Source organism: Streptomyces lydicamycinicus (assembly GCF_000829715.2).
In the GTDB taxonomy this organism is placed as follows: domain Bacteria; phylum Actinomycetota; class Actinomycetes; order Streptomycetales; family Streptomycetaceae; genus Streptomyces; species Streptomyces lydicamycinicus.
The window spans coordinates 342254-364263 of record NZ_BBNO01000003.1 but is presented as its reverse complement, the minus strand read 5'-3'; the positions used below and the strand labels follow the sequence as shown (position 1 = coordinate 364263).

General features: G+C 71.9%; 18 protein-coding genes and 1 riboswitch. Of the genes, 9 read left to right on the top strand and 9 right to left on the bottom strand.

All coding sequences use genetic code 11. The annotated features are described in order from the left end of the window. The first annotated feature begins 3 nt into the window (after positions 1-3). From TU31_RS10535 to sbnA, 3 genes are read left to right on the top strand one after another with little or no spacing between them, the layout of a single operon-like run. Complete coding sequence (locus tag TU31_RS10535) at positions 4-3558, top strand: non-ribosomal peptide synthetase (RefSeq protein ID WP_042152600.1); 3555 nt, start codon at positions 4-6, stop codon at positions 3556-3558. 3 nt (positions 3559-3561) lie between these two features. Beyond that, the gene (sbnB, locus tag TU31_RS10530) at positions 3562-4629 is read left to right on the top strand and encodes a 2,3-diaminopropionate biosynthesis protein SbnB (RefSeq protein WP_042152597.1); all 1068 of its coding nucleotides are present in this window, start codon (positions 3562-3564) and stop codon (positions 4627-4629) included. Positions 4630-4686: 57 nt separating this feature from the next. Next, the gene (sbnA, locus tag TU31_RS10525) at positions 4687-5745 is read left to right on the top strand and encodes a 2,3-diaminopropionate biosynthesis protein SbnA (protein ID WP_078885682.1); all 1059 of its coding nucleotides are present in this window, start codon (positions 4687-4689) and stop codon (positions 5743-5745) included. Positions 5746-5790: 45 nt separating this feature from the next. Here the strand turns inward: sbnA and TU31_RS10520 are convergent, their stop codons facing one another. The 6 genes from TU31_RS10520 to TU31_RS10495 form a co-directional block, all read right to left on the bottom strand. Next, positions 5791-6333: a hypothetical protein gene (locus TU31_RS10520; protein WP_042152595.1), complete on the bottom strand. Its 543-nt coding sequence runs from the start codon at positions 6331-6333 to the stop codon at positions 5791-5793. Positions 6334-6407: 74 nt separating this feature from the next. After that, positions 6408-7577 carry an aromatic ring-hydroxylating oxygenase subunit alpha gene (locus TU31_RS10515; protein ID WP_042152592.1) on the bottom strand — a complete coding sequence of 390 codons (1170 nt, stop codon included), beginning with the start codon at positions 7575-7577 and terminating at the stop codon, positions 6408-6410. 11 nt (positions 7578-7588) lie between these two features. Further along, on the bottom strand, positions 7589-8749 hold the full coding sequence (gene solA, locus TU31_RS10510) for an N-methyl-L-tryptophan oxidase (RefSeq protein ID WP_042152589.1): 1161 nt from the start codon (positions 8747-8749) through the stop codon (positions 7589-7591). A 63-nt stretch (positions 8750-8812) separates the two neighbouring features. Continuing rightward, entirely contained in the window at positions 8813-11272 is a 2460-nt protein-coding gene (locus TU31_RS10505; protein ID WP_042152586.1) for a GcvT family protein, read from the bottom strand. Between the two features lie 50 nt (positions 11273-11322). Next, positions 11323-12408 (bottom strand): S-(hydroxymethyl)mycothiol dehydrogenase, encoded by a 1086-nt coding sequence (locus TU31_RS10500; protein WP_042152584.1) that lies wholly within the window; start codon positions 12406-12408, stop codon positions 11323-11325. Positions 12409-12597: 189 nt separating this feature from the next. Continuing rightward, positions 12598-13398: an IclR family transcriptional regulator gene (locus tag TU31_RS10495; protein ID WP_181018581.1), complete on the bottom strand. Its 801-nt coding sequence runs from the start codon at positions 13396-13398 to the stop codon at positions 12598-12600. Positions 13399-13566: 168 nt separating this feature from the next. Here TU31_RS10495 and TU31_RS10490 point away from each other — a divergent pair, with 168 nt between their 5' ends. From TU31_RS10490 to TU31_RS10480, 3 genes are all read left to right on the top strand, one after another. Further along, complete coding sequence (locus TU31_RS10490) at positions 13567-13890, top strand: bifunctional 3-phenylpropionate/cinnamic acid dioxygenase ferredoxin subunit (RefSeq protein WP_042152581.1); 324 nt, start codon at positions 13567-13569, stop codon at positions 13888-13890. Then, the gene (locus TU31_RS10485; protein WP_042152577.1) at positions 13887-15059 is read left to right on the top strand and encodes an NAD(P)/FAD-dependent oxidoreductase; all 1173 of its coding nucleotides are present in this window, start codon (positions 13887-13889) and stop codon (positions 15057-15059) included. Before TU31_RS10490 ends, TU31_RS10485 begins: the two co-directional genes overlap by 4 nt. A 221-nt stretch (positions 15060-15280) precedes the next feature. Then, positions 15281-16402: an NADH:flavin oxidoreductase gene (locus TU31_RS10480; RefSeq protein ID WP_042152575.1), complete on the top strand. Its 1122-nt coding sequence runs from the start codon at positions 15281-15283 to the stop codon at positions 16400-16402. Positions 16403-16492: 90 nt separating this feature from the next. Here the strand turns inward: TU31_RS10480 and TU31_RS10475 are convergent, their stop codons facing one another. After that, complete coding sequence (locus TU31_RS10475; protein ID WP_042152571.1) at positions 16493-17347, bottom strand: bifunctional 5,10-methylenetetrahydrofolate dehydrogenase/5,10-methenyltetrahydrofolate cyclohydrolase; 855 nt, start codon at positions 17345-17347, stop codon at positions 16493-16495. Between the two features lie 21 nt (positions 17348-17368). Next, positions 17369-17457: riboswitch (ZMP/ZTP riboswitch) on the bottom strand. Positions 17458-17582: 125 nt separating this feature from the next. Beyond that, positions 17583-18503 (bottom strand): hypothetical protein, encoded by a 921-nt coding sequence (locus tag TU31_RS10470; RefSeq protein WP_052718879.1) that lies wholly within the window; start codon positions 18501-18503, stop codon positions 17583-17585. A 162-nt stretch (positions 18504-18665) separates the two neighbouring features. Here TU31_RS10470 and TU31_RS10465 point away from each other — a divergent pair, with 162 nt between their 5' ends. The 3 genes from TU31_RS10465 (at position 18666) to TU31_RS40235 (ending at position 20682) form a co-directional block, all read left to right on the top strand. Then, positions 18666-18986, top strand: a complete 321-nt coding sequence (locus TU31_RS10465) for a hypothetical protein (RefSeq protein WP_052718878.1) — start codon at positions 18666-18668, stop codon at positions 18984-18986. Positions 18987-19116: 130 nt separating this feature from the next. Beyond that, positions 19117-19338 carry an NfeD C-terminal domain-containing protein gene (locus tag TU31_RS10460; RefSeq protein WP_078885681.1) on the top strand — a complete coding sequence of 74 codons (222 nt, stop codon included), beginning with the start codon at positions 19117-19119 and terminating at the stop codon, positions 19336-19338. 105 nt (positions 19339-19443) lie between these two features. Beyond that, positions 19444-20682 (top strand): SPFH domain-containing protein, encoded by a 1239-nt coding sequence (locus TU31_RS40235; RefSeq protein WP_042152569.1) that lies wholly within the window; start codon positions 19444-19446, stop codon positions 20680-20682. Between the two features lie 191 nt (positions 20683-20873). Here TU31_RS40235 and TU31_RS10450 read toward each other — a convergent pair whose 3' ends face one another. Then, positions 20874-21992 carry a serine hydrolase domain-containing protein gene (locus tag TU31_RS10450; RefSeq protein WP_042152565.1) on the bottom strand — a complete coding sequence of 373 codons (1119 nt, stop codon included), beginning with the start codon at positions 21990-21992 and terminating at the stop codon, positions 20874-20876. Positions 21993-22010 lie beyond the last annotated feature (18 nt).

Below are 22010 nucleotides of genomic sequence, written 5' to 3'. Positions count from 1 at the left end.
TCCATGACAGCCCACACCCGCCGCGATCGCGGTGGGTCGGCCGACGGCGCGTACACCAGGGTTCCGCGCTGGACCCGCATCCCGGTTCCGGGGACCGCCGAGCACACGACGGCCCTTCCGGAACACCTGCCGGCCACCCTGCGCCGGCTGGCCGACCGGCTGCGGATGCCGCTGAGTTCGGTGCTGCTGGCCGCGCACGCCAAGGTGCTGGCCGTGCTGTCCGGCGACCACGAGGTCACGACCGGCTACCTCGCCGAGCGGGGCGGCACTCCGCTGCCGTGCCGGCTGACGACCGCGGCCGGCTCCTGGCGGACCCTCCTGCTGGACACCCACCGGGCCGAGGTGGAGCTGTTGCGGCGCCGGGGCTTCCCGGCCGCCGGATCCGGGCCGGAACCGGCTCCGGCCGAGGGGGACCCGGAGACCGTGTTCGACCTGCCCGGTGCGGAGGGCGGTCCGGTCGGTGACACCGTGCTGTGGGTCGCCCTCGTGCGCCACGACGGCCGGGAGGTGCTGCGGCTGCGGTTCCGGACCGAGGTCCTCGACGCGGACTGCGCCGCCCGGATCGGCGGCTACTACCGTACGGCGCTCGCGCTGCTCGCCGCCGATCCGGACGCCGAGCACCGGCGGCAGTCCCTGCTCTCCGCCGAGGAACTCCGGTGTCAGCTCGAAGGACTGGCCGGACCGAGCCGGCCGCTGCCGGACCGCCGGTTCCACGAGGTGTTCCAGCAGCGGGTCCGGGCGCACCCGGACGCCATCGCCGCCGTACACGGGAGCCGGCGGTGGACGTACCGGGAACTCAACGTCCGCGCCAACCGGTTGGCGCACGCCCTGTTGGCCCGCGGGCTGGGCCGGGAAGACGTCGTCGCGGTGGTCACCGAACGCAATCTGGAGTGGCTGGCCGCGGTGATCGCGATCTTCAAGGCCGGCGGGGTGTACCTGCCGGTGGAGCCGCACTTTCCGCCCGGCCGGATCGCGCTGATGCTCTCGCGCGCCGGGTGCCGGCAGGTGCTGACGGAACCCGGCAGCACCGCCGGTCTCGACCGGGCCCTCGCCTCGGTGCCCGGGGTCCGGACCCTCTTCATCGACGCCGTCTGCGCGGCGAGCCCCGCGGACAGCGACCCCGAGGTCCGGGTCGGCCCGGACCAGTTGGCGTACATCTACTTCACCTCGGGCTCCACCGGTGAGCCCAAGGGCGCGATGTGTGAGCACCTGGGCATGCTCAACCACCTCTACGCCAAGATCGATGACCTGGCGATCGACGAGGGGCAGGTGGTCGCCCAGACCGCGCCCCAGTGCTTCGACATCTCCCTGTGGCAGCTGCTCTCGGCGCTGCTGGTCGGCGGCCGGACCCTGCTGGTCGAGCAGGCCGCCGTGCTGGACGTGGGACGTTTCCTCGACACGGTGGGCGAGGGAGGGGCCACGGTGCTCCAGGTGGTCCCGTCGTACCTCGATGTCGTGCTGTCCGCCCTCGCGCAGCGGCCCGGCGCGCTGCCGGATCTGCGGTGTGTGTCGGTCACCGGGGAGGCGCTGAAGAAGGAGCTGGTGCAGCGCTGGTTCGCGGCCCGGCCCGGGATCCATCTGGTCAACGCCTACGGGCTGACCGAGACCTCGGACGACACCCACCACGAGGTGATGGACGGGGTGCCGGACACCGAGCGGGTGCCGCTCGGACGCCCCGTCAACAATGTGCGGGTGTACGTCGTGGACGAACACCTGGCGCCGGTGCCGCTCGGCGCCCCCGGAGAGATCGTCTTCTCCGGGGTCTGCGTGGGCCGCGGGTACATCAACGACCCTGAGCGCACCCGGCTGGCCTTTGTGCCGGATCCGCACCGTCCGGGGCAGCGGCTCTTCCGGGCCGGTGACCACGGACGCTGGCTCCCGGACGGAAAGCTGGAGTTCCTCGGCCGCCGGGACAGCCAGGTCAAGATCCGGGGTTTCCGTATCGAGATGGGTGAGATCGAGAACGCCCTGCTCCGGGTGCCCGGAGTCGGTGACGGCACGGTGGTGGTCACCCAGCGGGCGGGACACGGCAAACGCCTGGTGGCCTTCTACTCCGGCCGGCACGCGCTGGAGGCCGATGTCCTCCGGGGCCGGCTGGGCGAGTTGCTGCCGGAGTACATGGTCCCGTCCGTCTTCCTCTGGCGGGAGAGTCTTCCGCTGACCGCCAACGGCAAGATCGACAAGAAGGCGCTGGAGGCACTCGCCGGCGGACTCGACACGGTCGAGGACGACTACCACGCACCGCGTACGCCGACGGAGCGACGGCTGGCCGCGGCCTGGGCCGAGGTGCTCGGCATGCCCCGGGACCGGATCGGCCGGCAGGACAACTTCTTCGACTGCGGCGGCACTTCGCTGTCCGCCGTGGCCCTCGCGGTCTCCCTGGGCCGTGCGGTCTCCGTCAGGGACCTCACCCGGCATCCGGTCCTCGCCGATCTCGCCCGGCAGATCGACGACCGGGCCGGACTGCCACGGACCCAACCGAACGACGCCGCACGGGCCGTGCGGTGCGACACCGCACGGCCGGCTGCGTCCCGAGCCGCCACGGAGAGGAGAACCACCATGGTGTCGTCACTTTCGATCTCCCTGCCCGAACTGGAACGGGAACCCGGCACACCTCCGATGCTGCGGGTCGGCACCACCGACAGCGCGGCGCACTGGGCGGCCGAGCGACGGGACGCCCTGCGCGCCGTCGTCGCCGAGCACGGTGCGGTACTGATCCGGGGCCTGGGGATGCGCGACCCGGCCGGGGTCGGCGCCGTGCGCCACGGCCTGGGCGTCGCCCCGCTGACCGAGCGGGAGGCCTTCGCCCTCCGGCAGACCTACTCCGAGGGCGTCTACTCCTCGTCGAAGTGGCCCCCGAACCAGCCGATGTGCATGCATCACGAGCTGAGTTACACCCTGGAGTTCCCCGGGCTGATGCTGTTCGCGTGCCTGGGCGCCCCCACCACCGGCGGGGCCACCGGGGTGGCCGACTCGGCGGCCGTGCTGGACGCGCTGCCCCCGGCCCTGGCCGAGCGGTTCGAGCGGGAGGGCTGGCTGCTGACCCGCAGCTACCACCCCGAGATCGGGGCCACGCTGGACCAGGCGTTCGGCACCGAGGACCGGGACGCCGTCGAGCGCTACTGCCGCGCCCACGCCATCGACTTCGCCTGGCAGCCCGACGGCGGTCTGCGCACCACCCAGCGCCGCAGTGCCGTGCTGCACCACCCCGTCAGCGGCCGCCGCTGCTGGTTCAACCAGATCGCGTTCCTCAACGAGTGGACGATGGCGCCCGAAGTGCGGGAGTACCTGATCGACGAGTACGGGCCCGACGGGCTGCCGTTCAACACCCGCTACGGAAACGGCGAGCCCCTCGCCGAGGACGTCGTCCTCCTGCTCAACGAGGTCTACGACGCCCACACCGTGCGCCGGCCGTGGGAGGCCGGTGACCTGCTGCTCGTCGACAACGTCCGCAGCGCGCACAGCCGGGAGGCCTTCGAGGGGCCGCGGGACGTGGTGGTGGCCCTGGCCGACCCCGTACGCCTGGCCGACTGCTCGCCGACCGTTGAGGTGAACTGACCCATGACCACCGTCCGTCCCACCCCGTCCCGGCCCACACCCGGGCCGCCCCCCACGCCGTCCTTCGCGGTGATCTCCGGTGCCCAGGTGCAGCAGGCGCTGGAGGGCCGCGAGAAGGAGATCGTGGACGTGGTCGAGGCCACCTACCGGCTGCACGGCGCCGGTGAGTCGGTGAACCCGCCCTCGTCCTTCCTGCACCTCCCCGACCGCCCGTCGTCCCGGATCATCGCGCTGCCCGCCTCGATCGGCGGGGAGACCCGGGTGGACGGCCTGAAGTGGATCTCCAGCTTCCCGCCGAACGTGGCCGCCGGAATCCCCCGGGCCTCGGCCGTACTGATCCTCAACGACCATGACACCGGCTACCCGTTCGCCTGCCTGGAGAGCTCGATCATCAGCGCGACCAGGACCGCGGCGTCGGCGGCCTCGGCGGCCGACCGGCTCAGCCGCGGGCGCCCCCGCCCGACCCGCGTCGGGTTCTTCGGCGCGGGCCTGATCGCCCGCTACATCCACACCTTCCTGGAAGGCACCGGCTGGTCGTTCGACGAGATCGGCGTGCACGACCTCTCCGCGGAGAGCGCGGCCGGCTTCCGTCTGTACCTGGAGCAGTCCCGGACCACCGGGCGGGTCACCGTGCACCACAGTGCGGAGGAGCTGATCCGCGCAAGCGATCTGGTGGTCTTCGCCACCGTCGCCCCGCGGCCCCATGTCCACGAGGTCTCGTGGTTCGGTCACCACCCGGTGGTGGTGCATGTGTCGCTGCGCGACCTCGCCCCGCAGATCCTGCTGACCTCGACCAATATCGTCGACGACATCGAGCACTGTCTGCGCGCCGCCACCTCCCCGCATCTGACCGAACAGCTCACCGGCAACCGGGAGTTCCTGCACGGCACGCTGGACGACGTGCTGGCCGGCCGGGTCGCGGTGCCCGCGGACCGGACCGCCGTCTTCTCCCCCTTCGGCCTCGGGGTGCTCGATCTCGCGGTCGGCAAGTACGTCTACGACGAGGTGGTCCGGTCCGGGGAACTGCGGGTCGTCGACGGCTTCTTCCACGAACTGCGCCGGTACGGATGAGCGGCCACGGTCGGACGGACCGTCCAACGGTGCGCTGTCGCAGGTGAGGAGACCATCGTGCCAGTCATATCCGCGCCCTACGCGTTCAACGAGGAGGATCTCTATGTCGACCTCCGGTCGATCTTCGGGCACTCCCTCTTCCTCAAGTGCGAGGGCTTCAACTTCGCCGGCTCGATCAAGCTGAAGGCCGCGACCGAGATGGTGGAGTCCGCCGAACGGGCCGGAGACCTGCGTCCGGAGACGGTCCTGGTCGAGTCCTCGTCCGGCAACCTCGGCGTGGCGCTGAGCATGATCGCGGCGAGCAAGGGCTACCGCTTCCTGTGCGTGACGGACTCCCGCTGCAACCTGGCCACCAGGCTGATGATGGAGGCTCTGGGCAGCCAGGTGCATGTGGTCGCCGACCAGGAGTCCAACGGCGGCTTCCTCGGTGCCCGGCTCGCCTACATCCGCAATCTGTGCGCCTCCGACGACCGCTGTCTGTGGCTCAGCCAGTACACCAACCCGAGCAACTGGAAGGCGCACTACCGCAGGACGGCACCGGCCATCGCCCGCGCTTTCCCGCGGCTGGACCTGCTGTTCGTCGGCGCCGGCACCACCGGCACCCTGATGGGCTGCGCCCGCTACTTCCGGGAGTGGCACCGGCCGGTACGGATCGTCGCCGTGGACAGTGTCGGCTCGGTGACCTTCGGCGGCACTCCGGGGCACCGGATGATCCCCGGCCTGGGCATGAGCGTCCAGCCGCCGCTGCTCGACGAGTCCTATGTCGACGACGTGGTACGGGTCGCGGAGGCGGACACCATCCGCACCTGCCACCGGCTGGCCAAACGCGGCTTCGTGTTCGGCGGCTCGACCGGCACCGTGGTCAGCGGCGCGACGGACTGGCTGACCCGGCACGACGCCCGGGGCCGTACGGCGGTGGCCATCGCCCCGGACCTCGGCGAGCGCTATCTCGACACCGTCTACCACGACAACTGGGTGCAGGACCTGTACGGCGAGGACGTCCTCGCCGCCGGTCCCCCGCTCGACGCCTCCGGTCTTCCCCCGTCCGGCCTCACCCCACCGCCCGGGCCGCTGGAGCCGTCCTCGCGGCCCCGGCGCCGTCGCGACGACGGCTGAGGCCGGGCCCCTCGCCGCAGCACCGCACGAGGCCGAACTGCCGGGTCAGTCCTCGCCGGTGGCCACCACGACCACGGCATGGCCACCGCCGATGCCGACCACGGCCGCGTCGAAGGTGGCCTCGGTGACCGGTTTCCAGGAGACGTTCCTTTCGGCGCCTTCCCGGTACGCGGCGTAGCCATTGGCACGCCACTGGGCGTCCGGGCCGAGCAGCTCCACCAGCCCGTCGCCGAGCGCGTCGGCCACGGGCCGCATCGGGCCGTCCCCGCCCGGGAAGACGAGGCTGCGGATGAGGGTGGCCGCGATCCAGGGCGATGCCTCGGCCGGAGGGATGTGCCGGTGCAGGGCGGAGGCCATCTGCTGCGGTCGGCGCGGGCCGCCGTGCGGGTGCCGGCACTCCCGGCAGTGCGGTGCGAGCAGGCCGGTGGGCGCCAGGACGTCCCAGCACAGCTGCCCGTGGTCCCGGCCGTCGTCCGGCCCGAGATGGACGATCCGGTCGGCGTACTCCGCCCACTCGGCCAGCCACAGGCCCAGATCCGCGTCCGCGCCCAGGTCGTACGCGGCCGGCCGCTCGAACGACAGGTTCATGGTGCGCTCCCCCTTGTGCCGCGCTCGTATGTGCCCGAGCGCCAACGGGGGCTGACTGTAACTCAGGCCGCGGATCAGCCGCTCCCGCCCGCCAGGCAGTCGGTGACCCACTGGTGGAAGGCGCCGATGTGGTGCTCGCTGGGCACCAGCACCCCGCCGTCGCGGTAGGCGCGGGAGCTCATGGCCGGCTGGGTGCGCTCGCAGGCGTCGAAGTCCTGGGCGTTGACCCGGTGGAAGAGTTCGACGGACTTGGAGACATCGGCTCCGGAGTCGACGACCTCGGGCAGGTAGAGCCAGTCGCATTCGACCACCGTGCGGTCGGGGGCCATCGGGAACATCCGGTGGACGATGACATGGTCCGGGACGAGGTTGACGAAGACCTGCGGGCGGACGGTGATCGCGTAGTAGCGGCGGTCCTGGGTGTCCTCGATGCCGGGGAGCCGGCCGAAGCCGTCGGTGCCGTCCACGGTGAATCCGGTGGCCTCCTCGGCGAAGGCCGCGCCATGGCCGACGTAGTACTGGGCGGCGAAACCGTCGGCGAACTCCGGTAGTACCTCGGTGAGTTCGGGGTGGATGGTGCCGCAGTGGTAGCACTCCATGAAGTTCTCGATGATGAGCTTCCAGTTGGCGCGCACGTCATAGGTGAGGCGTTTGCCGAGGGCGAGCCCCTCGGTGCGGTAGCGGTCGAGGGAGGCGGCGTCCCCCAGCCGCTCGACGGCCGCGCCGATCACGGTGTCCTCGAAGGACGGCGGCTCGTCGGCCAGGCACACCCAGGCGTAGCCGAGCCACTCGCGCAGCGGGACGGTGACCAGGCCGCGTTCGGTACGGTCGATGTCCGGCATCTTCTGGAGGTTGGGGGCGGCCACCAGGCGGCCGTCGAGGTCGTAGGTCCAGGCGTGGTAGGGGCACTGGAGGTTGCGGCGGACCTCGCCGGACTCCTCTGTGCACAGCTGCGCGCCGCGGTGCCGGCAGATGTTGAGGAAGGCGCGCAGCGCACCGGCGCGGTTGCGGGTGATCAGTACGCTCTCCCGGCCGATCCGGACGGTGCGGAAGGCGCCGGGCTTCTCCAGGTCGGCGCTGCGGACCGCACAGAACCACAGCCGCTCGAAGATCTTCTCCTGCTCCTGGCGGAAGATCCCGGGGTCGGTGTAGTGGTGTCCGGCGAGGGTGGCGATCAGGCTCGGGGCGGCAGCGGGCGCGGGCGTGGTGGGTGCCGGCGAGGACTCGGTGGGCGTGGTCGTCATGGGGGCTCTCCTCAAGCGGCCGCGGCGGCGGGCCGGCGGGGGTCGAACAGCTCGATGGGGTGCGCTGTGGTGCCGGTCAGCGCGAGGTCGGCGACGATCTCGCCGACCACCGGTACGAACTTGAAGCCGTGCCCGGAGAAGCCGCAGGCGACGGTCACCGTCTCCGGGTGCCCGGGGTGCCGGGTGATCACGAAGTGTTCGTCGGGGGTGTTGGAGTACATGCAGGTGGCGGCCTTGAGGAAGCGGCCGGGGAGGGCGGGGAGGCGCGGGGCGAGCTGGTCGGCCATGGCGCGTACCTCGTGGTCGTGCACGGTGCGTTCGATGGTCTCCGGGGTGCAGACGGTGCCCTTGCGGAAGAACGCGACCTTGGCGCCGCCGTCGGGGCCGTCGATCGACGGAAAGCCGTAGATCTGGACGCCCCGGTCGTCCTCCCAGATGTAGATCGGGTGCCGGTCGGGGACGAAGGGCGCGGTGCCGCCGCGCGGGGCGAACCAGTACATGACCTGCCGCTCGATGGTGAACGGCACGCCCAGGTCGGTGAGCAGCTGGGGCGCCCAGGCACCGGGGCAGATCACCAACTGGCCTGCGGTGTAGGTGTTTTCGGGGGTGTGGACGCGGACCCCGGCGGCGCCCGGCAGCTCCTCCCAGCGGGTGACCGGCTCCTCGAAGTGCAGCTCGGCGCCGTCCTGGCCGGCGAGCTGGACATGTGCGGCGACGGTGTACTCCGGCCGGACCAGGCCCGCCCGTGCCTCGTACAGCGCGACCTCGTCCTCGGCGGGGGTCAGGGTCGGGAAGCGGCGGCGGATCTCCTTGGGTTCGAGCATCTCGTGCGGGAGGTCCCACTGGCGGGCGGATTCCAGGCTGCCGCGGACGGTACGGCTGTCGGGGCGGCCGAGCATCACCCCGCCGCAGAGGGTGGCGATCTCCCGGCCGCTGTCCCGCTCCAGCTTCTCGTACAGCTCGTACGAGCGCAGCAGCAGCGGCACGTAGGCGGGGTCCTCGAAGTAGGACTGACGGGTGATGCGGGAACCACCGTGGCTGGAGCCGCGGTTGTGCACCGGGCCGAACTTCTCCAGGCCCAGGACCCGGGCGCCCCGGGCGGCGAGGTGGTGGGCGGCGGCGCTGCCCATGCCGCCGAGGCCGAGAACGATGACGTCGTAGGTGGGAGCCATGCGGTTGCTCCTTCTGCGTACGGAGGACGAGCGGATCACCAGCACCGTGGACGGGTCCCGGGGCTACCTGCGGATACGCTCCATCTGCGGGTCGAAGAGGGGCTCTTGGGCGACGGTGGCGGGGATCTTCTCGCCGAAGTACTCGATGTGTACGGGGGTGCCGGGGGCCGCCGCGCCGGCCGGCAGCCAGGCGTAGGCGATCCCGCGGCCGAGGGTGTAACCGTAGGCGGCGGAGGTGACATAACCGGCCGGAGCGCCGTCCACATGGACCGGTTCCTTGCCGAGGACGACGGCCGCGGGGTCGTCGAGGGTGAGGCAGGTGAGCCTGCGGGAGACGGTCTCCTCGGTCATGCCCTCCAGCGCCGCCCGCCCGATGAAGTCGCCCTTGGCGGGGCGGACCGCGAAGCCGACCCCGGCCTCGTAGGGGTCGTGCTCGGTGGTCATGTCATGGCCCCAGGCGCGGTACCCCTTCTCCAGGCGGAGGCTGTTGAAGGCACTGCGCCCGGCGGCGATCACCCCGTGCTCCTGCCCCGCCTCCCAGAGCGTGTCCCACAGGCGCAGGCCCATATCGGCGGTGGTGTACAGCTCCCAGCCGAGCTCGCCGACGTAGCTGAGGCGCATGGCGGTGACCGGGACATGGCCGAGGTAGGTCTGCCTGGCCCGGAAGTAGCCGAAGGCCTGGTGCGAGAAGTCGTCGCGGGTCAGGGGCTGGACCAGGGCGCGGGCGAGCGGGCCCCAGACGCCGATGCAACAGGTGCCGGAGGTGATGTCACGGACCTGGACTCCCTCGTCGGGGGCGTGCCGCAGCAGCCAGTCGAGGTCGGCTCCGCTGTTGGCGCCGACCTGGAAGCGGTCCGGGGCGAGCCGGGCGACGGTGAGGTCGGAGCGGATGCCGCCGGTCTCGTCCAGCAGCAGGGTGTAGGTGACCGCGCCGGGCTTCTTCGCGAGGTTGTTGCTGGTCATCCGCTGGAGGAAGGCGAGGGCGCCGGGGCCGGTGACCTCCAGCCTGCGCAGCGGGGTCATGTCGTAGAGGGCGACCTTTTCCCGGGTGGCGCGGGCTTCGGCGGCGGCGATCGGTGACCAGTAGCGCGCCGACCAGGCGTCGCGCTCGGGAAGCCGGAGCCCTTCGGCGAGCGGGGCGTTGGCCTCGTACCAGTGCGGGCGCTCCCAGCCGCCGCCCTCCAGGAAGTACGCGCCGAGCTCCTGCTGCCGTGGGTAGAAGGGGCTGGTGCGCAGCGGCCGCGGCGCTTCCATGGGCTGAAGCGGATGGATGACGTCATAGACCTCGATGAAGTTCTGGGCGCCGCGGTCGGCGATGTAGGCGGGCGAGCGCTGGGCGTCCTCGAAGCGGTAGAGGTCGCACTCATGGATGTCGGTGGCGGGCCGGCCGTCCGTCATCCACTCGGCGACGGCCTTGGCGACGCCCGCGGAGTGGGTGACCCAGACCGCCTCGGCCAGCCAGAATCCGCGCAGTTCGCGGGATTCGCCGAGGACCGGCATACCGTCGGGGGTGAAGGAGAAGACACCGTTGAAGCCCTCGGCCACCCGGGACGAGCCCAGTGCGGGCAGCAGTCCGATGCTGTCCTGCCAGCTCGGCGCGAAGTCCTCCGCGGTGAAGGGCAGCGAGGACGGCATCACGGGAGCGTCGTCGAAGGCGGCGACGGTGAAGGGGTCGACGGGCATCGGGCGGTGGGCGTAGGAGCCGATGCCGATCCGGTCGGTGTGTTCGCGGAAGTAGAGGTCGCGGTCCTGGAAGCGCAGGATCGGCTTGCTCGCCTCAGTCCGCGGGTCGTTGACGCCGGCGAGCTCGGGCAGCGGTGCGGTGGTGGCGTACTGGTGGGCCAGCGGGAGGAGCGGTACGTCCACCCCGGCCATCGCGCCGATCACCGGGCCCCAGAAGCCGGCGGCCGAGACGACATGGTCGGCGGGGAAGGTGCCGCGGTCGGTGGTGACGCCGGTGACCCGGCCGTCCGCCCGCTCGATCCCGGTGACGGTGTGCCGCTCCAGGAAGCGGGCGCCGCGGCTCTCGGCCCGTGCGATCTGGGCGCGGCAGGCGAGCACGGCGCGGGCCAGGCCGTCGTCGGGGGTGTGGAATCCGCCGTGGAGCGTGGTCTCGCCCAGCATCGGCCACAGGCGTTTGCACTGCTGTGGGCCGATCAGTTCACCACGGACGCCCCACGAGGCCGCGAGTCCGGCCTTGCGGTGCAGATCGGCCCAGCGGGCCTCGGTGGTGGCGATCTCCAGACCGCCGACCGGGTTGAAGCAGGACAGCCCGTCCACATCGAGGGAGCGGAACTTCTGGACGGTGTAGGCGGCGAACTCGGTCAGGGTCTTGGACGGGCCGGTCTGGAAGACCAGGCCGGGAGCGTGCGAGGTGGAGCCGCCGGGGGCCGGCAGCGGGCCCTGTTCGAGGACGGTGACATCGGTCCAGCCGCGGGCGGTCAGCTCATCGGCGAGGGAGCAGCCGACGATGCCGGCACCGATGACAACCACACGGGAACTGGGGGCGGGCGTACGGGACATGTCCCTCCTCCTGCTGGTCGGGGTGGTCCACTGGGGTGAGTGTGACGCCGTTACAGGACCACGACGGAGCGCAGTACCCGGCCGTCGCGCATCTTGTCGAACGCGGACTCCACCTCGTCCAGGCCGATCGTCTCGGTGACAAATCCGTCGAGGTCGAGCCGTCCGCTGAGGTAGCGGTCGATGAGCACGGGGAAATCGCGGCTGGGCAGACAGTCGCCGTACCAGGAGGATTTCAGGGCGCCGCCGCGCGAGAAGAGGTCGATGAGTGGCAGTTCGAGGCGCATGCCGGGGTCGGGGACGCCGACCTGGACCAGCGTGCCGGCCAGGTCCCGCATGTAGAAGCCCTGGGTGTAGGTCTCCGGCCGGCCCACCGCGTCGATCACCACATCCGCGCCATGGCCGCCGGTCAGTCCGCGGACCGCCTCGATGGGGTCCGTGCCACGGGAGTTGACGGTGTGGGTGGCTCCGAAGCGGGTGGCGCCGTCCAGCTTGTGGTCGTCGATGTCGATCGCGATGATCCGGCGCGCCCCGGCGATCGAGGCCCCGGCGATCGCCGCGTTGCCGACCCCGCCGCAGCCGATGACCGCGACGGTGTCCCCGCTGCCGACCCCGCCGGTGTGCACCGCCGCCCCGTAACCGGCCATCACTCCGCAGCCGATGAGACCGGCCGCTTCGGGACGGGCGTGCGGGTCGACCTTGACCGCCTGCCCGGCGGCGACCAGCGTCTTCTCGGCGAAGGCGCCGATGCCGAGCGCGGGGGTGAGCGGAGTGCCGTCCAGCAGGGTCATCGGCTGGGTGGCGTTGCGGGAGTCGAAGCAGTACCAGGGCCGGCCGCGACGACAGGACCGGCAGCTGCCGCAGGGCGCCCGCCAGGCGAGCACGACATAGTCGCCGGGGGCGAGATCGGTGACGCCGGGGCCGACGGACTCGATGACACCGGCCGCCTCATGGCCGAGGAGGAACGGGAATTGGTCGTTGATCGCCCCTTCCCGGTAGTGCAGGTCGGTGTGGCAGACCCCGCAGGCCTGCACGGTGACGAGCACTTCTCCCGGGCCGGGGTCCGGTACCAGAATCGTCTGCGGCTCGACCGGTGCGCCTTGTTTCGCCGCGACGACGGCATGGACGTGGTGTGGCATGCCCTACCCCTCAGTGTTGCGCACTGCACGACTGGTTGCGCGATGAGAGACATAGTGGGAACGCCGGATCGGCACCGTCAAGAGGTACGAGCCAGCTCTTGGCAACGGATTGCCCGCGCGCCCGGACACGGCGGCGGGGCCGGAACGTACGCCCCGGCCCCGCCTCCGCCGCCCTGACCCGTCACCGGGTCAACGGCCGTACCCCATCCGCCGCGACAGCTCCTCGGCCGCGGAGACGGTGGCCTTGACGACCTCGGGCAGCCGCTCCTCGGCCAGCCGGTAGGCGGGCACCGACACACTGATCGCCCCGATCACCGAGCCGTCGGGCCCCCGCACCGGCGCCGCGACCGCCCGCAGCCCGAGCTCCAGCTCCTCGATCGCCACCGCGAAACCCCGCTCGACCACTTCGGCGAGCTCACGGCGCAGCGCGGCCGCCGAGGTGACCGTCCGCTCGGTGAGCCGCGGCAACTTCCGTGCCAGCACGGCCTCCTGGACCGCCCTGGGCTGGTACGCGAGCAGCGCCTTGCCGCTGGAGGTGGCATGCAGCGGCGTACGCCGGCCGAGCCAGTTCTGCGCGGTGACCGAGGCCGGGCCGCGTGCCTGCGTGACGTTGACCGCGGCGTCGCTCTCCAGCACCGCGATATTGACCGTCTCCCCCAGCTCCTCGGCCAGCTGCCGGCAGACCGGCGCGCCTTCCTGGGAGATGTCCAGCCGTACGGCCGCCGCTCCGGCCAGCCGCAGCACCCCGGCTGCGAGGTAGTACTTGCCGCGTTCCTGCTCCTGCCCGACCAGCCCGCGGTTCTCCAGCACCCCGAGCAGCCGGAACGCGGTCGACTTGTGGACGCCCAACTCCTCGGCGATCTCGGTCACGGCGGCCTCGCCGTGCCGCGCCAGGATTTCCAGCACGGTCACGGCCCGGTCCACCGACTGCACACCGCCCGGCTGTTTCGGCGGCTTGGCCTCCGCCCGCCCCTCCACGCTGTCCGTCATCTGTTGGATCTCACCACCTGGCACCCCGGCCGAGGCCCGGGATTCGAAGGTTCGGCATTTCCGGGGACCGCTTGACGCAGGCGCTCCCCGGCTGGATTCTGTTGCGCATGGCGCCTCATCGTGCGCAACGCGAAACTCGATGATACCGAACAGTAACAGGGGGGTCCTGTGATTCCTGTCTGCCCGCTCGCCGACCTGCCCACCGGCGAGTCCGTACGCATCGACACCGCACCTCCGATCGCCGTCTTCCATGCCGACGGGCAGCTGTACGCCATCGATGACACCTGCACCCACCAGGACGCCTCCCTCTCGGACGGCTGGCTGGAGGGATGCCTGGTCGAATGCCCGCTGCACGCCGCGTCGTTCGATCTGCGCACCGGAGCGGCGACCTGCCTGCCCGCCCGCCGGGCCGTGCGCACCCACCCCGTGACCGTCGAGGACGGCATGATCTACGTCCACCACCACGCCGCCGAGGAAGGCACCGCCGCATGAAGTCGGTCGCTGTCATCGGGGCCTCGCTGGCGGGCCTCTACGCCGCGCGGGCCCTGCGCGCCCAGGGATTCGACGGCCGGTTGGTGATCGTCGGGGAGGAACACCACCGCCCCTACGACCGCCCGCCGCTGTCCAAGGGCTTCCTCACCGGCGCCACCGCTGACCTGGGTCAACTGGCCCTCGCCGACGCCGAGGAGACCGCCGAACTGGACGCCGAATGGCGACTCGGCACCCGCGCCACCGGGCTCGACACCCATGGGCGCGCGGTACTCCTCGACGGAGGCCGGTCCCTGACCACCGACGGTGTGGTGATCGCCACCGGCGCCACCCCGCGCCGCCTCCCCGGCCCGGCCCCCGCCGGAACCCACACCCTGCGCACTCTTGAGGACGCCCAGGCCCTGCGCGCGGAGCTGACCCGGGGGCCGGTCAGGGTCGTGGTGATCGGCGGCGGCTTCATCGGCGCCGAGGTCGCCTCGTCCTGTGCCGCACTCGGCCATGACGTCACCGTGGTCGAAGCCGCCCCGCTCCCCCTCGTCCCCCAACTCGGCGAGGCGATGGCCGGGATCTGCTCCACCCTCCATGCGGACCACGGCGTCACCCTGCTGACCGGAACCGGTGTCGCCCGCCTGCACGACGGCGGCACCGGGAACCGTGTCTCCGCGGTCGAGCTGACCGACGGCCGGCTGCTCCCCGCCGAGGTGGTCGTCATCGGCATCGGGGTACGCCCCCACACCGCCTGGCTCGAAGGCTCCGGACTCCCGCTCGACGACGGGGTGTGCTGCGACGCCGGCGGGGCCACCCCTCAGCCCCACATCGTGGCGGTCGGCGATGTCGCCAGGGCGGACGGCACCCGCGCCGAACACTGGACCAGCGCCACCGAACAGGCCGCCGTCGCCGTCCGGAACCTGCTGGCCGGCCGCACCGTCGCGGCCCATCGGAGCCTGCCGTACTTCTGGTCCGACCAGTACGGCGTACGCATCCAGTTCGCCGGCCGGCGCCTGCCCACCGACACCCCGCGCATCGTCGAGGGCTCGCCCGACGACCGCAGCTTCCTCGCCTGCTACGAACGCGACGGGCGGACCACCGCCGTCCTGGCCCTCAACCGCCCCCGCCCCTTCATGCGCCTCCGCCGTGAACTCGCCCGCGCCGCCCAGCCGGTCACCACCTGACCGCGGCCGGCGGTGCGACGCGGCAGCGGAACGGCCGCGGGGGCGACGGCGGGGTGCCCGCGGCGGTGCGTGGCGGCGGTGCGACGACCGCGGGGTGGCGACTGTGGCGCAGCAGACAGTGCGCGGCGGATGACGGCAGCGCCGTGTGGTGTTCGGAACAGCGGAACGTCTGCCGGCCGGCGTCGTTCCGCGCCCGCGTTGTCTTCCCAGGAGACCCACACGTGACTGCCAGCGCCGCCGCCACCCGTGCGGCCCAGACGCTCTCCCGCCCCTTCGCCCTGGGCGGCCGCACCGTGCCCAACCGGATCGCCATGGCGCCGATGACCCGCGAGTTCTCGCCCGGCGGTGTCCCGGGCGCCGATGTCGCGGACTATTACGCACGCCGCGCCGCCGGCGGCGTCGGCCTGATCATCACGGAGGGGACCTACGTCGGGCACCCCGCCGCCGGCACCAGCGGCGCCGTCCCCCGCTTCCACGGCGCGGACGCACTCGACGGCTGGAGCCGGGTCGTGGAATCGGTGCACGCGGCGGGCGGAACGATCATGCCGCAGCTGTGGCACGTCGGCATGGCCCGTAAGGCGGGCGCACCGCCGTTCCCCGACGCCCCGCCGTCCGGCCCGTCCGGCATCGCCCTCGACGGCACCCCGTCCGGGCACGCCATGACACAGCGGGATCTCGACGAGGTCATCGCGGCGTTCGCCGAGGCGGCGGCCACGGCCGAGCGGCTCGGCTTCGACGGAGTCGAACTGCACGGTGCGCACGGCTACTTGATCGACCAGTTCCTGTGGTCGGGCACGAACCGGCGGACCGATGCCTACGGCGGCAGCCGCACCGCCCGTACCCGTTTCGCCGCCGAGATCGTGGCGGCCTGCCGGGCAGCGGTCTCGCCCGGCTTCCCGGTCCTCTTCCGGATGTCCCAGTGGAAGATGGGCAACTACGAGGCCCGGCTCGCCGAGACGCCGGAGGAACTCCAGGAGATCGTGGCACCGCTGACGGACGCCGGCGTCACCGCGTTCCACTGCTCGACGCGCCGCTACTGGCTGCCCGAATACGAGGGCTCGGACCTCAATCTCGCGGGATGGGTCAAGAAGCTCTCCGGCCGGCCCACCCTCACCGTGGGCTCGGTCGGTCTCGACAACGAGTTCATCGGGACGTTCCAGGGCGAACAGGCGGGGGTCTCCGGTATCGACCGGCTGCTGGACCGGCTGGAGCGGGACGAGTTCGACCTCGTCGCCATCGGACGGGCCCTGCTCGGCGACCCGGAGTGGGCCGCCAAGATCCTGGAGGGCCGCACCGACGCCCTGGTGCCGTTCGACGCCTCGATGCTGCGGACGCTGAACTGACACCGGACGCGCCGGGCGCAGCCGCGCCGCCGCGCCCGGCGCCACCGCCCGCTCCGCCGGGCGGCTTCCCGGCCCCGCGTCGGGCGGCGGTCAGACCGCGTTCAGCTGGGCGGACGCGGCGTCGACGGTCTGGGTGAGCAGGGTGGCGATGGTCATGGGGCCGACGCCGCCGGGGACCGGGGTGATCAGGGCGGCGCGGGTGCGTGCCGCGTCGAAGTCCACATCACCGACGTTGCCCGGGTTGGAGCCGGCGTCCATCACGACGGCTCCGGGCTTGATGTGCTCACCGCCCAGGAACCGGGGCCGGCCGACGGCCGCGATCAGCACATCGGCCTCCCTGGTGAGCGACGCCAGATCGGTGGTGCGGGAGTGGCAGTAGGTGACGGTGGCATTGCGGCCGAGCAGCAGCATCCCCACGGGCTTGCCCAGGATCGCGCTGCGGCCGACCACTACCGCGTGCTTACCGGCCAGGTCGACGTCATAGTGATCCAGCAGCCGCAGGATGCCGCCGGGCGTGCAGGAGGCGAAGCCGTCCAGGCCGAAACTCATCGCGGCGAAGGAGTGGCAGGTGACGCCGTCGACATCCTTCTCGGGGGCGATCGCCTCGAACGCGGCGCGCTCGTCGATGTGCGGGCCGGCCGGGTGCTGCAACAGGATGCCGTGCACCGCGGGGTCGTTCGACAGTGCGGTGATCGTGTCGACCAGCTCCGCGGTCGTGGTGGCGGCGGGCAGCGCCACATGCCGGGAAAGTATCCCGGCCTTCGCGCAGCGGTTGCGCTTCATACGGACATACGTCACCGAGGCGGGGTCGTCGCCGACGAGTACGGTCGCCAGACACGGTGCCGTGCCGGTCCGTTCGGTGAGGTCGGCCGCGCGCCGGGCGGCCTTTTCGACCATGCTGCGGGCCAGTGCGCTGCCGTCCATGAGGCGGGCGTCCGGGGACATGGGCTGCTCCTGAGCGTCGTGTGGGATCGCCCAGGCGCGCGGCACGGACCGTGGATGGCCGAGCCGCTCCCCGGTGGTACTCCACCCAAGCGCCAGTCACGGCTCGGCGCCCACTGTAATCGACGTCAGGATGGAACGGCGTCCGGTTTTCCGCCCAGCGGCGGCACCGGCCACTGCCCGGCGGCCGACGCGCCCGCCGGCCCGGATGCCTCCGGCGCCCGGCGGCGCGGCCCCGTTACCCGCCGCCCTGACCGGGCGCGGAAAGGGGTGGCTGGGGTGCGGCGGTGGCCTCCCATTGACTGAGGATGCCGTCCCAGTCGTGCTGGGCGGCGGTGATGGCATTGGCATCCCAAGTGGGCTGGGTGGGCTGCTGATACTGCTGGTGTTCCTCGTACACCCGGTATTCCTGGTACTGCTGCTGGTCCGGGTAGTGCTGGTACGGCTGTTGCTTCCAGTGCTCCTGCTCGTAGTGCTCCCGTGGGGGCTGCTGTGGTCGCTCGCGCCATGTCAGATGGGGCGTCTCCGGCTGTGGGGGCGGGACATTGACCAGCCGGCGGTGCCGTCCCGTGCGGTCCGAGGGGGTGGGCGGCATCGGGCGGCTCTCTGCGGACAGTTGTTGTGCGCGGGCCACCAGCAGCCGGACGTCGAGGCCGAGTTCGGTGGCCAGGGCGGTGAGGTCGACGCCGTTGTGCCAGCTGCTCATCAGGACCGCGTCCAGCGCCGGGGCCCAGGCCGGTTCGGAGGGCTGGGGGGCGGCGGCCGGGCCTTGTTGGGGCGGCGGCGCGACGGGGCCCGGCGCGGCGGCGCCCTGAGGGGGCTGCGGTGCGGGGGCTTGCGCCGCGGGGGCCTGGGGCGCGGGCTGCTGCGGTGCGGGGGCGGGCTCGCACGGGGGCTGGGCGAGCAGGCTCTTGGCGACCGCGCGGGCGTCTTCCTTGCCCACCGTGCGCCGGGCCAGCCGCACTTCGCGTTCCTCCAGGCCGAGCAGATCCGCCACCACCGCGTCGCTGCCCACGGTCACGGCGAAGGCGGCCAGGGTCCGCGAACGACGGGCCTCGGCCTCGTCGAGGAGTCCCTGTGTACGGCGGACCTCGTCATCGCTGCTGCAAAACGCCTGTGCGAGTACCGCGTGGCGCTCCCACAACTCCCTCGGTTCCATGACTGCGACAACGTTCCTTCGTCCGGATTGGACCGCTTCCCGGCTATAGATCACTGCATAAGGTGATATTCGAGGGAGATGCGTCCCTGCCTGCCTGGCGGAATTAGGGACGGCTGCAAAAATACGCAGTGACCCCAGCGTCGAAGAATCGTTTCTACGGCCATGAGCGTCCCCTCTTCCGGCACCGTCGCAGGTCACGGACCGACGTCCCTCCCCCGCCCCGGGCAGATGCCCCGGTGGATCACCGCGGAGGTCATCAGGCAGACACCGGTGTACGCCGGGCTGGTGAAGCAGTGGACCGAGCGCGCCGCCACGGTGCCCGGGGTCGCCGATCCCGAGTGGCAGCGCCTGGTCTCCTACCGCGCGCTGATGGAGGAGACCGAGACCGCCCTCACGGCCCTGCGGCCCCATCGTGCGCCCGACGTACTGCCCCCGAGAAAGCCGTCGGTGCCGGCGGCCCGGCCCGCCCGGCTGGACGCCTGAGCCAGGTCGACGACGCCCGCCGGGCCGGCGGCGCGGGCGGCACCCCGGCCGGAGTACCGTTGAGTTGTCGAGGATTTCCCGCTGTCCGGCGGCTGCGCCGGCAGCGGCTTTGACCAGCGACGGAGCCCGGGTGAGCGCGACGGATGACACGGACTTCAGCCCGATCGGGGTGATCGGGCGGGTGACCGTCTCCATCCCGACCGACGGCCCGGGTGAGGTGCTGCTGCCCGTGCGCGGCGGCACCGAGGCCTTCGCCGCCTGGTCCCGCGAGCCCATCGCCCGGCACACGCAGGTCATCGTGGTGGACCACACCTCGGCGCGGTCGGTGATCGTCGCGCCGCTGCCCGCGTGATCCGGCGCTCCCGCCGACCGTGTCCGGCCACGTGAGCACTCCCTTTTCCCGCGGCCGCGCCCGCACCCCCACCGGAACCGGTCGCATCGGACCAGGAGCCTTCCGATGTTGTTCTGGCATGTTCCTGCGCCCAACGAGGCGCTGTTGATCTCCGGCTCGAAGCGCCGGGCCGGGGACGCCCAATTCCGTATCGTCACCGGCCATGGCTGCTGGGTCATGCCCGTCAAACAGAAGGCGAGTGTGCTGTCGCTGTCGCTGCGGGAGGCGGAGATCTCCGAGGACTGCGTCACCCAGCAGGGCATCCGGCTCGGCGTCCGGGCGGTCGCCGTCTTCAAGGTCGGGGACGACCAGACGTCCATCGCCAACGCCGCGCGCCGGTTTCTGGCCGAGCAGGCCACCATGGAAGAGCTGGTGGGCCGGATCTTCGCCGGTCATCTGCGCTCGATCGTCGGCGGACTGACCGTCGAACAGATCATCCGGGAGCGGGACCGGGTCGCCCAGGAGGTCAAGGACGGCAGCCACTCCGAGATGGAGAAGCTCGGCATCGTCGTTGACGCCCTGCAGATCCAGGAGATCGCCGACACCTCCGGCTACATCACCAATCTCGCCGCACCGCACGCCGCCGCGGTGGCCAGCACGGCCCGGATCGCGCAGGCCAAGGCCGACCAGGAGGCGACCGAACGCGAGCAGCAGGCGGCGGCGTTGAAGGCCGAGTACGAGCGGGACACCGCGATCAAGCGGGCCGGGTTCCTCGCCGAGACCGAGCAGTACAACGCCCGCGCCGCGCAGGCCGGCCCGCTCTCCCAGGCCAGGGCCTCGCAGGAGGTCATCGAGGAGCAGACCGCACTGGCCCAGCGGCAGGCCTCGCTCGCCGCCCAGCGGCTGGAGGCCGAGGTACGCCGCCCCGCGGACGCCGAGGCGTACCGGCTGCGCACCCTGGCGGAGGCGCAGCGTGACCAGGTCCGGTACGAGGCGGACGCCCGCGCGTACACCGAACGGACCGTCGCCCAGGCACGTGCCGACGCCAACACCGCCCTCGCGGTCTCACTGCGGGAGGGCAACCAGGAACTGATCGCCGCCAACCGCACCGTCGAGAACCTCCCCGCCCTCGCCGAGTCCGCCGCCGAGGGCCTCTCCGGCGCCCGGCTGACCGTCCTCAACGGCTCCGACGGGGTCAACGAGATCGTCTCCGGCATCGTCGGCCAGGCCCTGGCCATTCTCGACAGCCTGAAGCAGGGCACCGGCCCGCCCGGCACCACTCCCCCGCCGGCCGACGGCACGGGGCCACTCCCCCGGAAGGTGACCAATCTGAAGCAGGAGGGCGCGGGCTCGGGGGCGTCGTGACCGGACATCCGTACGGGGCCCATGCGGTCGTCCATAGGGTCTCGTCCGCGGCGGTTGTGCGGACGACCCTGAGGCCGCCGCACCGGGCCGGTCACCCGGCTCTGCTGACGTGGCCAGGGCCGGTCTTGACGGCGGACGGCGATGAGCGGGGCGCCCGCACGGCCGCGCCGCAGGTGGGATGACCGGCCCCGTCAGCCGTACATCGCCACGCGGTACAGAGTCGCCAGCGCGACATCGATGGCATGCGGCTGCGGCTTGCCTGAGGAGTCGAGCCTGTTCCACCTCTGCATGTTCACCGCGACCGCCATCTGCCGCTTGCCGTCGGCCCGGGTCATGGCCAGCGCTCCACCACCCCAGACCGTGCCGCCATGGCCCCAGAAGGTGCCCTGACCAGGCCCCTCCATCGGGTGCAGGCCGAGGCCGTAGTCGATCGTCTTTTGCTCCTGGGAGACGACCGGGACAGTACATTGCATCTGCGCCAGCGACGCCGGACTGACGATCTCCCCGGCCAGCAGCAGGCCGTAGAAGCGGTTGAGGTCCGAGACGGTCGATATCAGCGAGGCCGACGGCCCCACCCATGACATGTCGTAGACGCTGTAGTCGCGCGGCGGGTCGATCATGCCGAACCACGCCTCGTAGAGCTGCGAGTGCGGCCCGTTGACGTACGGTCCGGCGGGGAATTCGGTGTCCCGGAGCCCGGCGCGCTCGATGACGTTCCGGGTGATGTACCGCTCGGCCGTGGTGCCGGTCGCCTGTTCCAGGAGTTGGACGAGGAGCAGATAGTTGGTGTTGGAGTACACCCCCGGCGTACCGCCCGGGGCGCCGACGGCGGGTGCGGTGACCCCCATCTCGATCAGTTCAGTGGGGTCGAACCGCGTGAACCGGTGGTCGTCCAGGCTCTGGGGTCCGGTGTCCGCGAGGGCGGGGTACGCCTTGAGGGAGGGGTAGGCGTACGGGAGGTACTCGGCGAGGCCGCTGGTGTGGTTGATCAGCATCCGGACCGTGATCGCGGCACCGCGTTCTCCGGGAACCAGCTTCGGAAGGTAGTGGCCGATCGGTGTGTCGAGCCCTATCCGACCGCTCTCGACCAGCTGGAGGACCGCGGCGGCGGTGAAGGTCTTGGTGATGCTGCCGACGCGGTGCCGCATGCCGGCGGTAACAGGGCGGCCGGTGGCGACATCGGCGGTCCCGGCCGCGCCGCGCCAGACCTGGTCGCCGTCCCGCACCTCGGCGAACAGGCCCGGCAGGCCGGCGCGGTGGACGTTTTCGATGGCGGCGTCCAGCGCCGAAGGATCCAGTGGGTTCTGCACCTCATGCGTCCTTTCGTT

Bases quoted from the DNA above. Each gene is read 5' to 3' on its own strand.
- solA (WP_042152589.1), bottom strand. From the start codon at position 8,749: ATGGCTCCCACCTACGACGTCATCGTTCTCGGCCTCGGCGGCATGGGC.
- TU31_RS10465 (WP_052718878.1), top strand. From the start codon at position 18,666: ATGAGCGTCCCCTCTTCCGGCACCGTCGCAGGTCACGGACCGACGTCC.
- sbnB (WP_042152597.1), top strand. From the start codon at position 3,562: ATGACCACCGTCCGTCCCACCCCGTCCCGGCCCACACCCGGGCCGCCC.
- TU31_RS40235 (WP_042152569.1), top strand. From the start codon at position 19,444: ATGTTGTTCTGGCATGTTCCTGCGCCCAACGAGGCGCTGTTGATCTCC.
- TU31_RS10515 (WP_042152592.1), bottom strand. From the start codon at position 7,577: ATGACGACCACGCCCACCGAGTCCTCGCCGGCACCCACCACGCCCGCG.
- TU31_RS10485 (WP_042152577.1), top strand. From the start codon at position 13,887: ATGAAGTCGGTCGCTGTCATCGGGGCCTCGCTGGCGGGCCTCTACGCC.
- TU31_RS10475 (WP_042152571.1), bottom strand. From the start codon at position 17,347: ATGTCCCCGGACGCCCGCCTCATGGACGGCAGCGCACTGGCCCGCAGC.
- TU31_RS10535 (WP_042152600.1), top strand. From the start codon at position 4: ATGACAGCCCACACCCGCCGCGATCGCGGTGGGTCGGCCGACGGCGCG.
- TU31_RS10505 (WP_042152586.1), bottom strand. From the start codon at position 11,272: ATGTCCCGTACGCCCGCCCCCAGTTCCCGTGTGGTTGTCATCGGTGCC.
- TU31_RS10470 (WP_052718879.1), bottom strand. From the start codon at position 18,503: ATGGAACCGAGGGAGTTGTGGGAGCGCCACGCGGTACTCGCACAGGCG.
- TU31_RS10500 (WP_042152584.1), bottom strand. From the start codon at position 12,408: ATGCCACACCACGTCCATGCCGTCGTCGCGGCGAAACAAGGCGCACCG.
- TU31_RS10495 (WP_181018581.1), bottom strand. From the start codon at position 13,398: ATGACGGACAGCGTGGAGGGGCGGGCGGAGGCCAAGCCGCCGAAACAG.
- TU31_RS10520 (WP_042152595.1), bottom strand. From the start codon at position 6,333: ATGAACCTGTCGTTCGAGCGGCCGGCCGCGTACGACCTGGGCGCGGAC.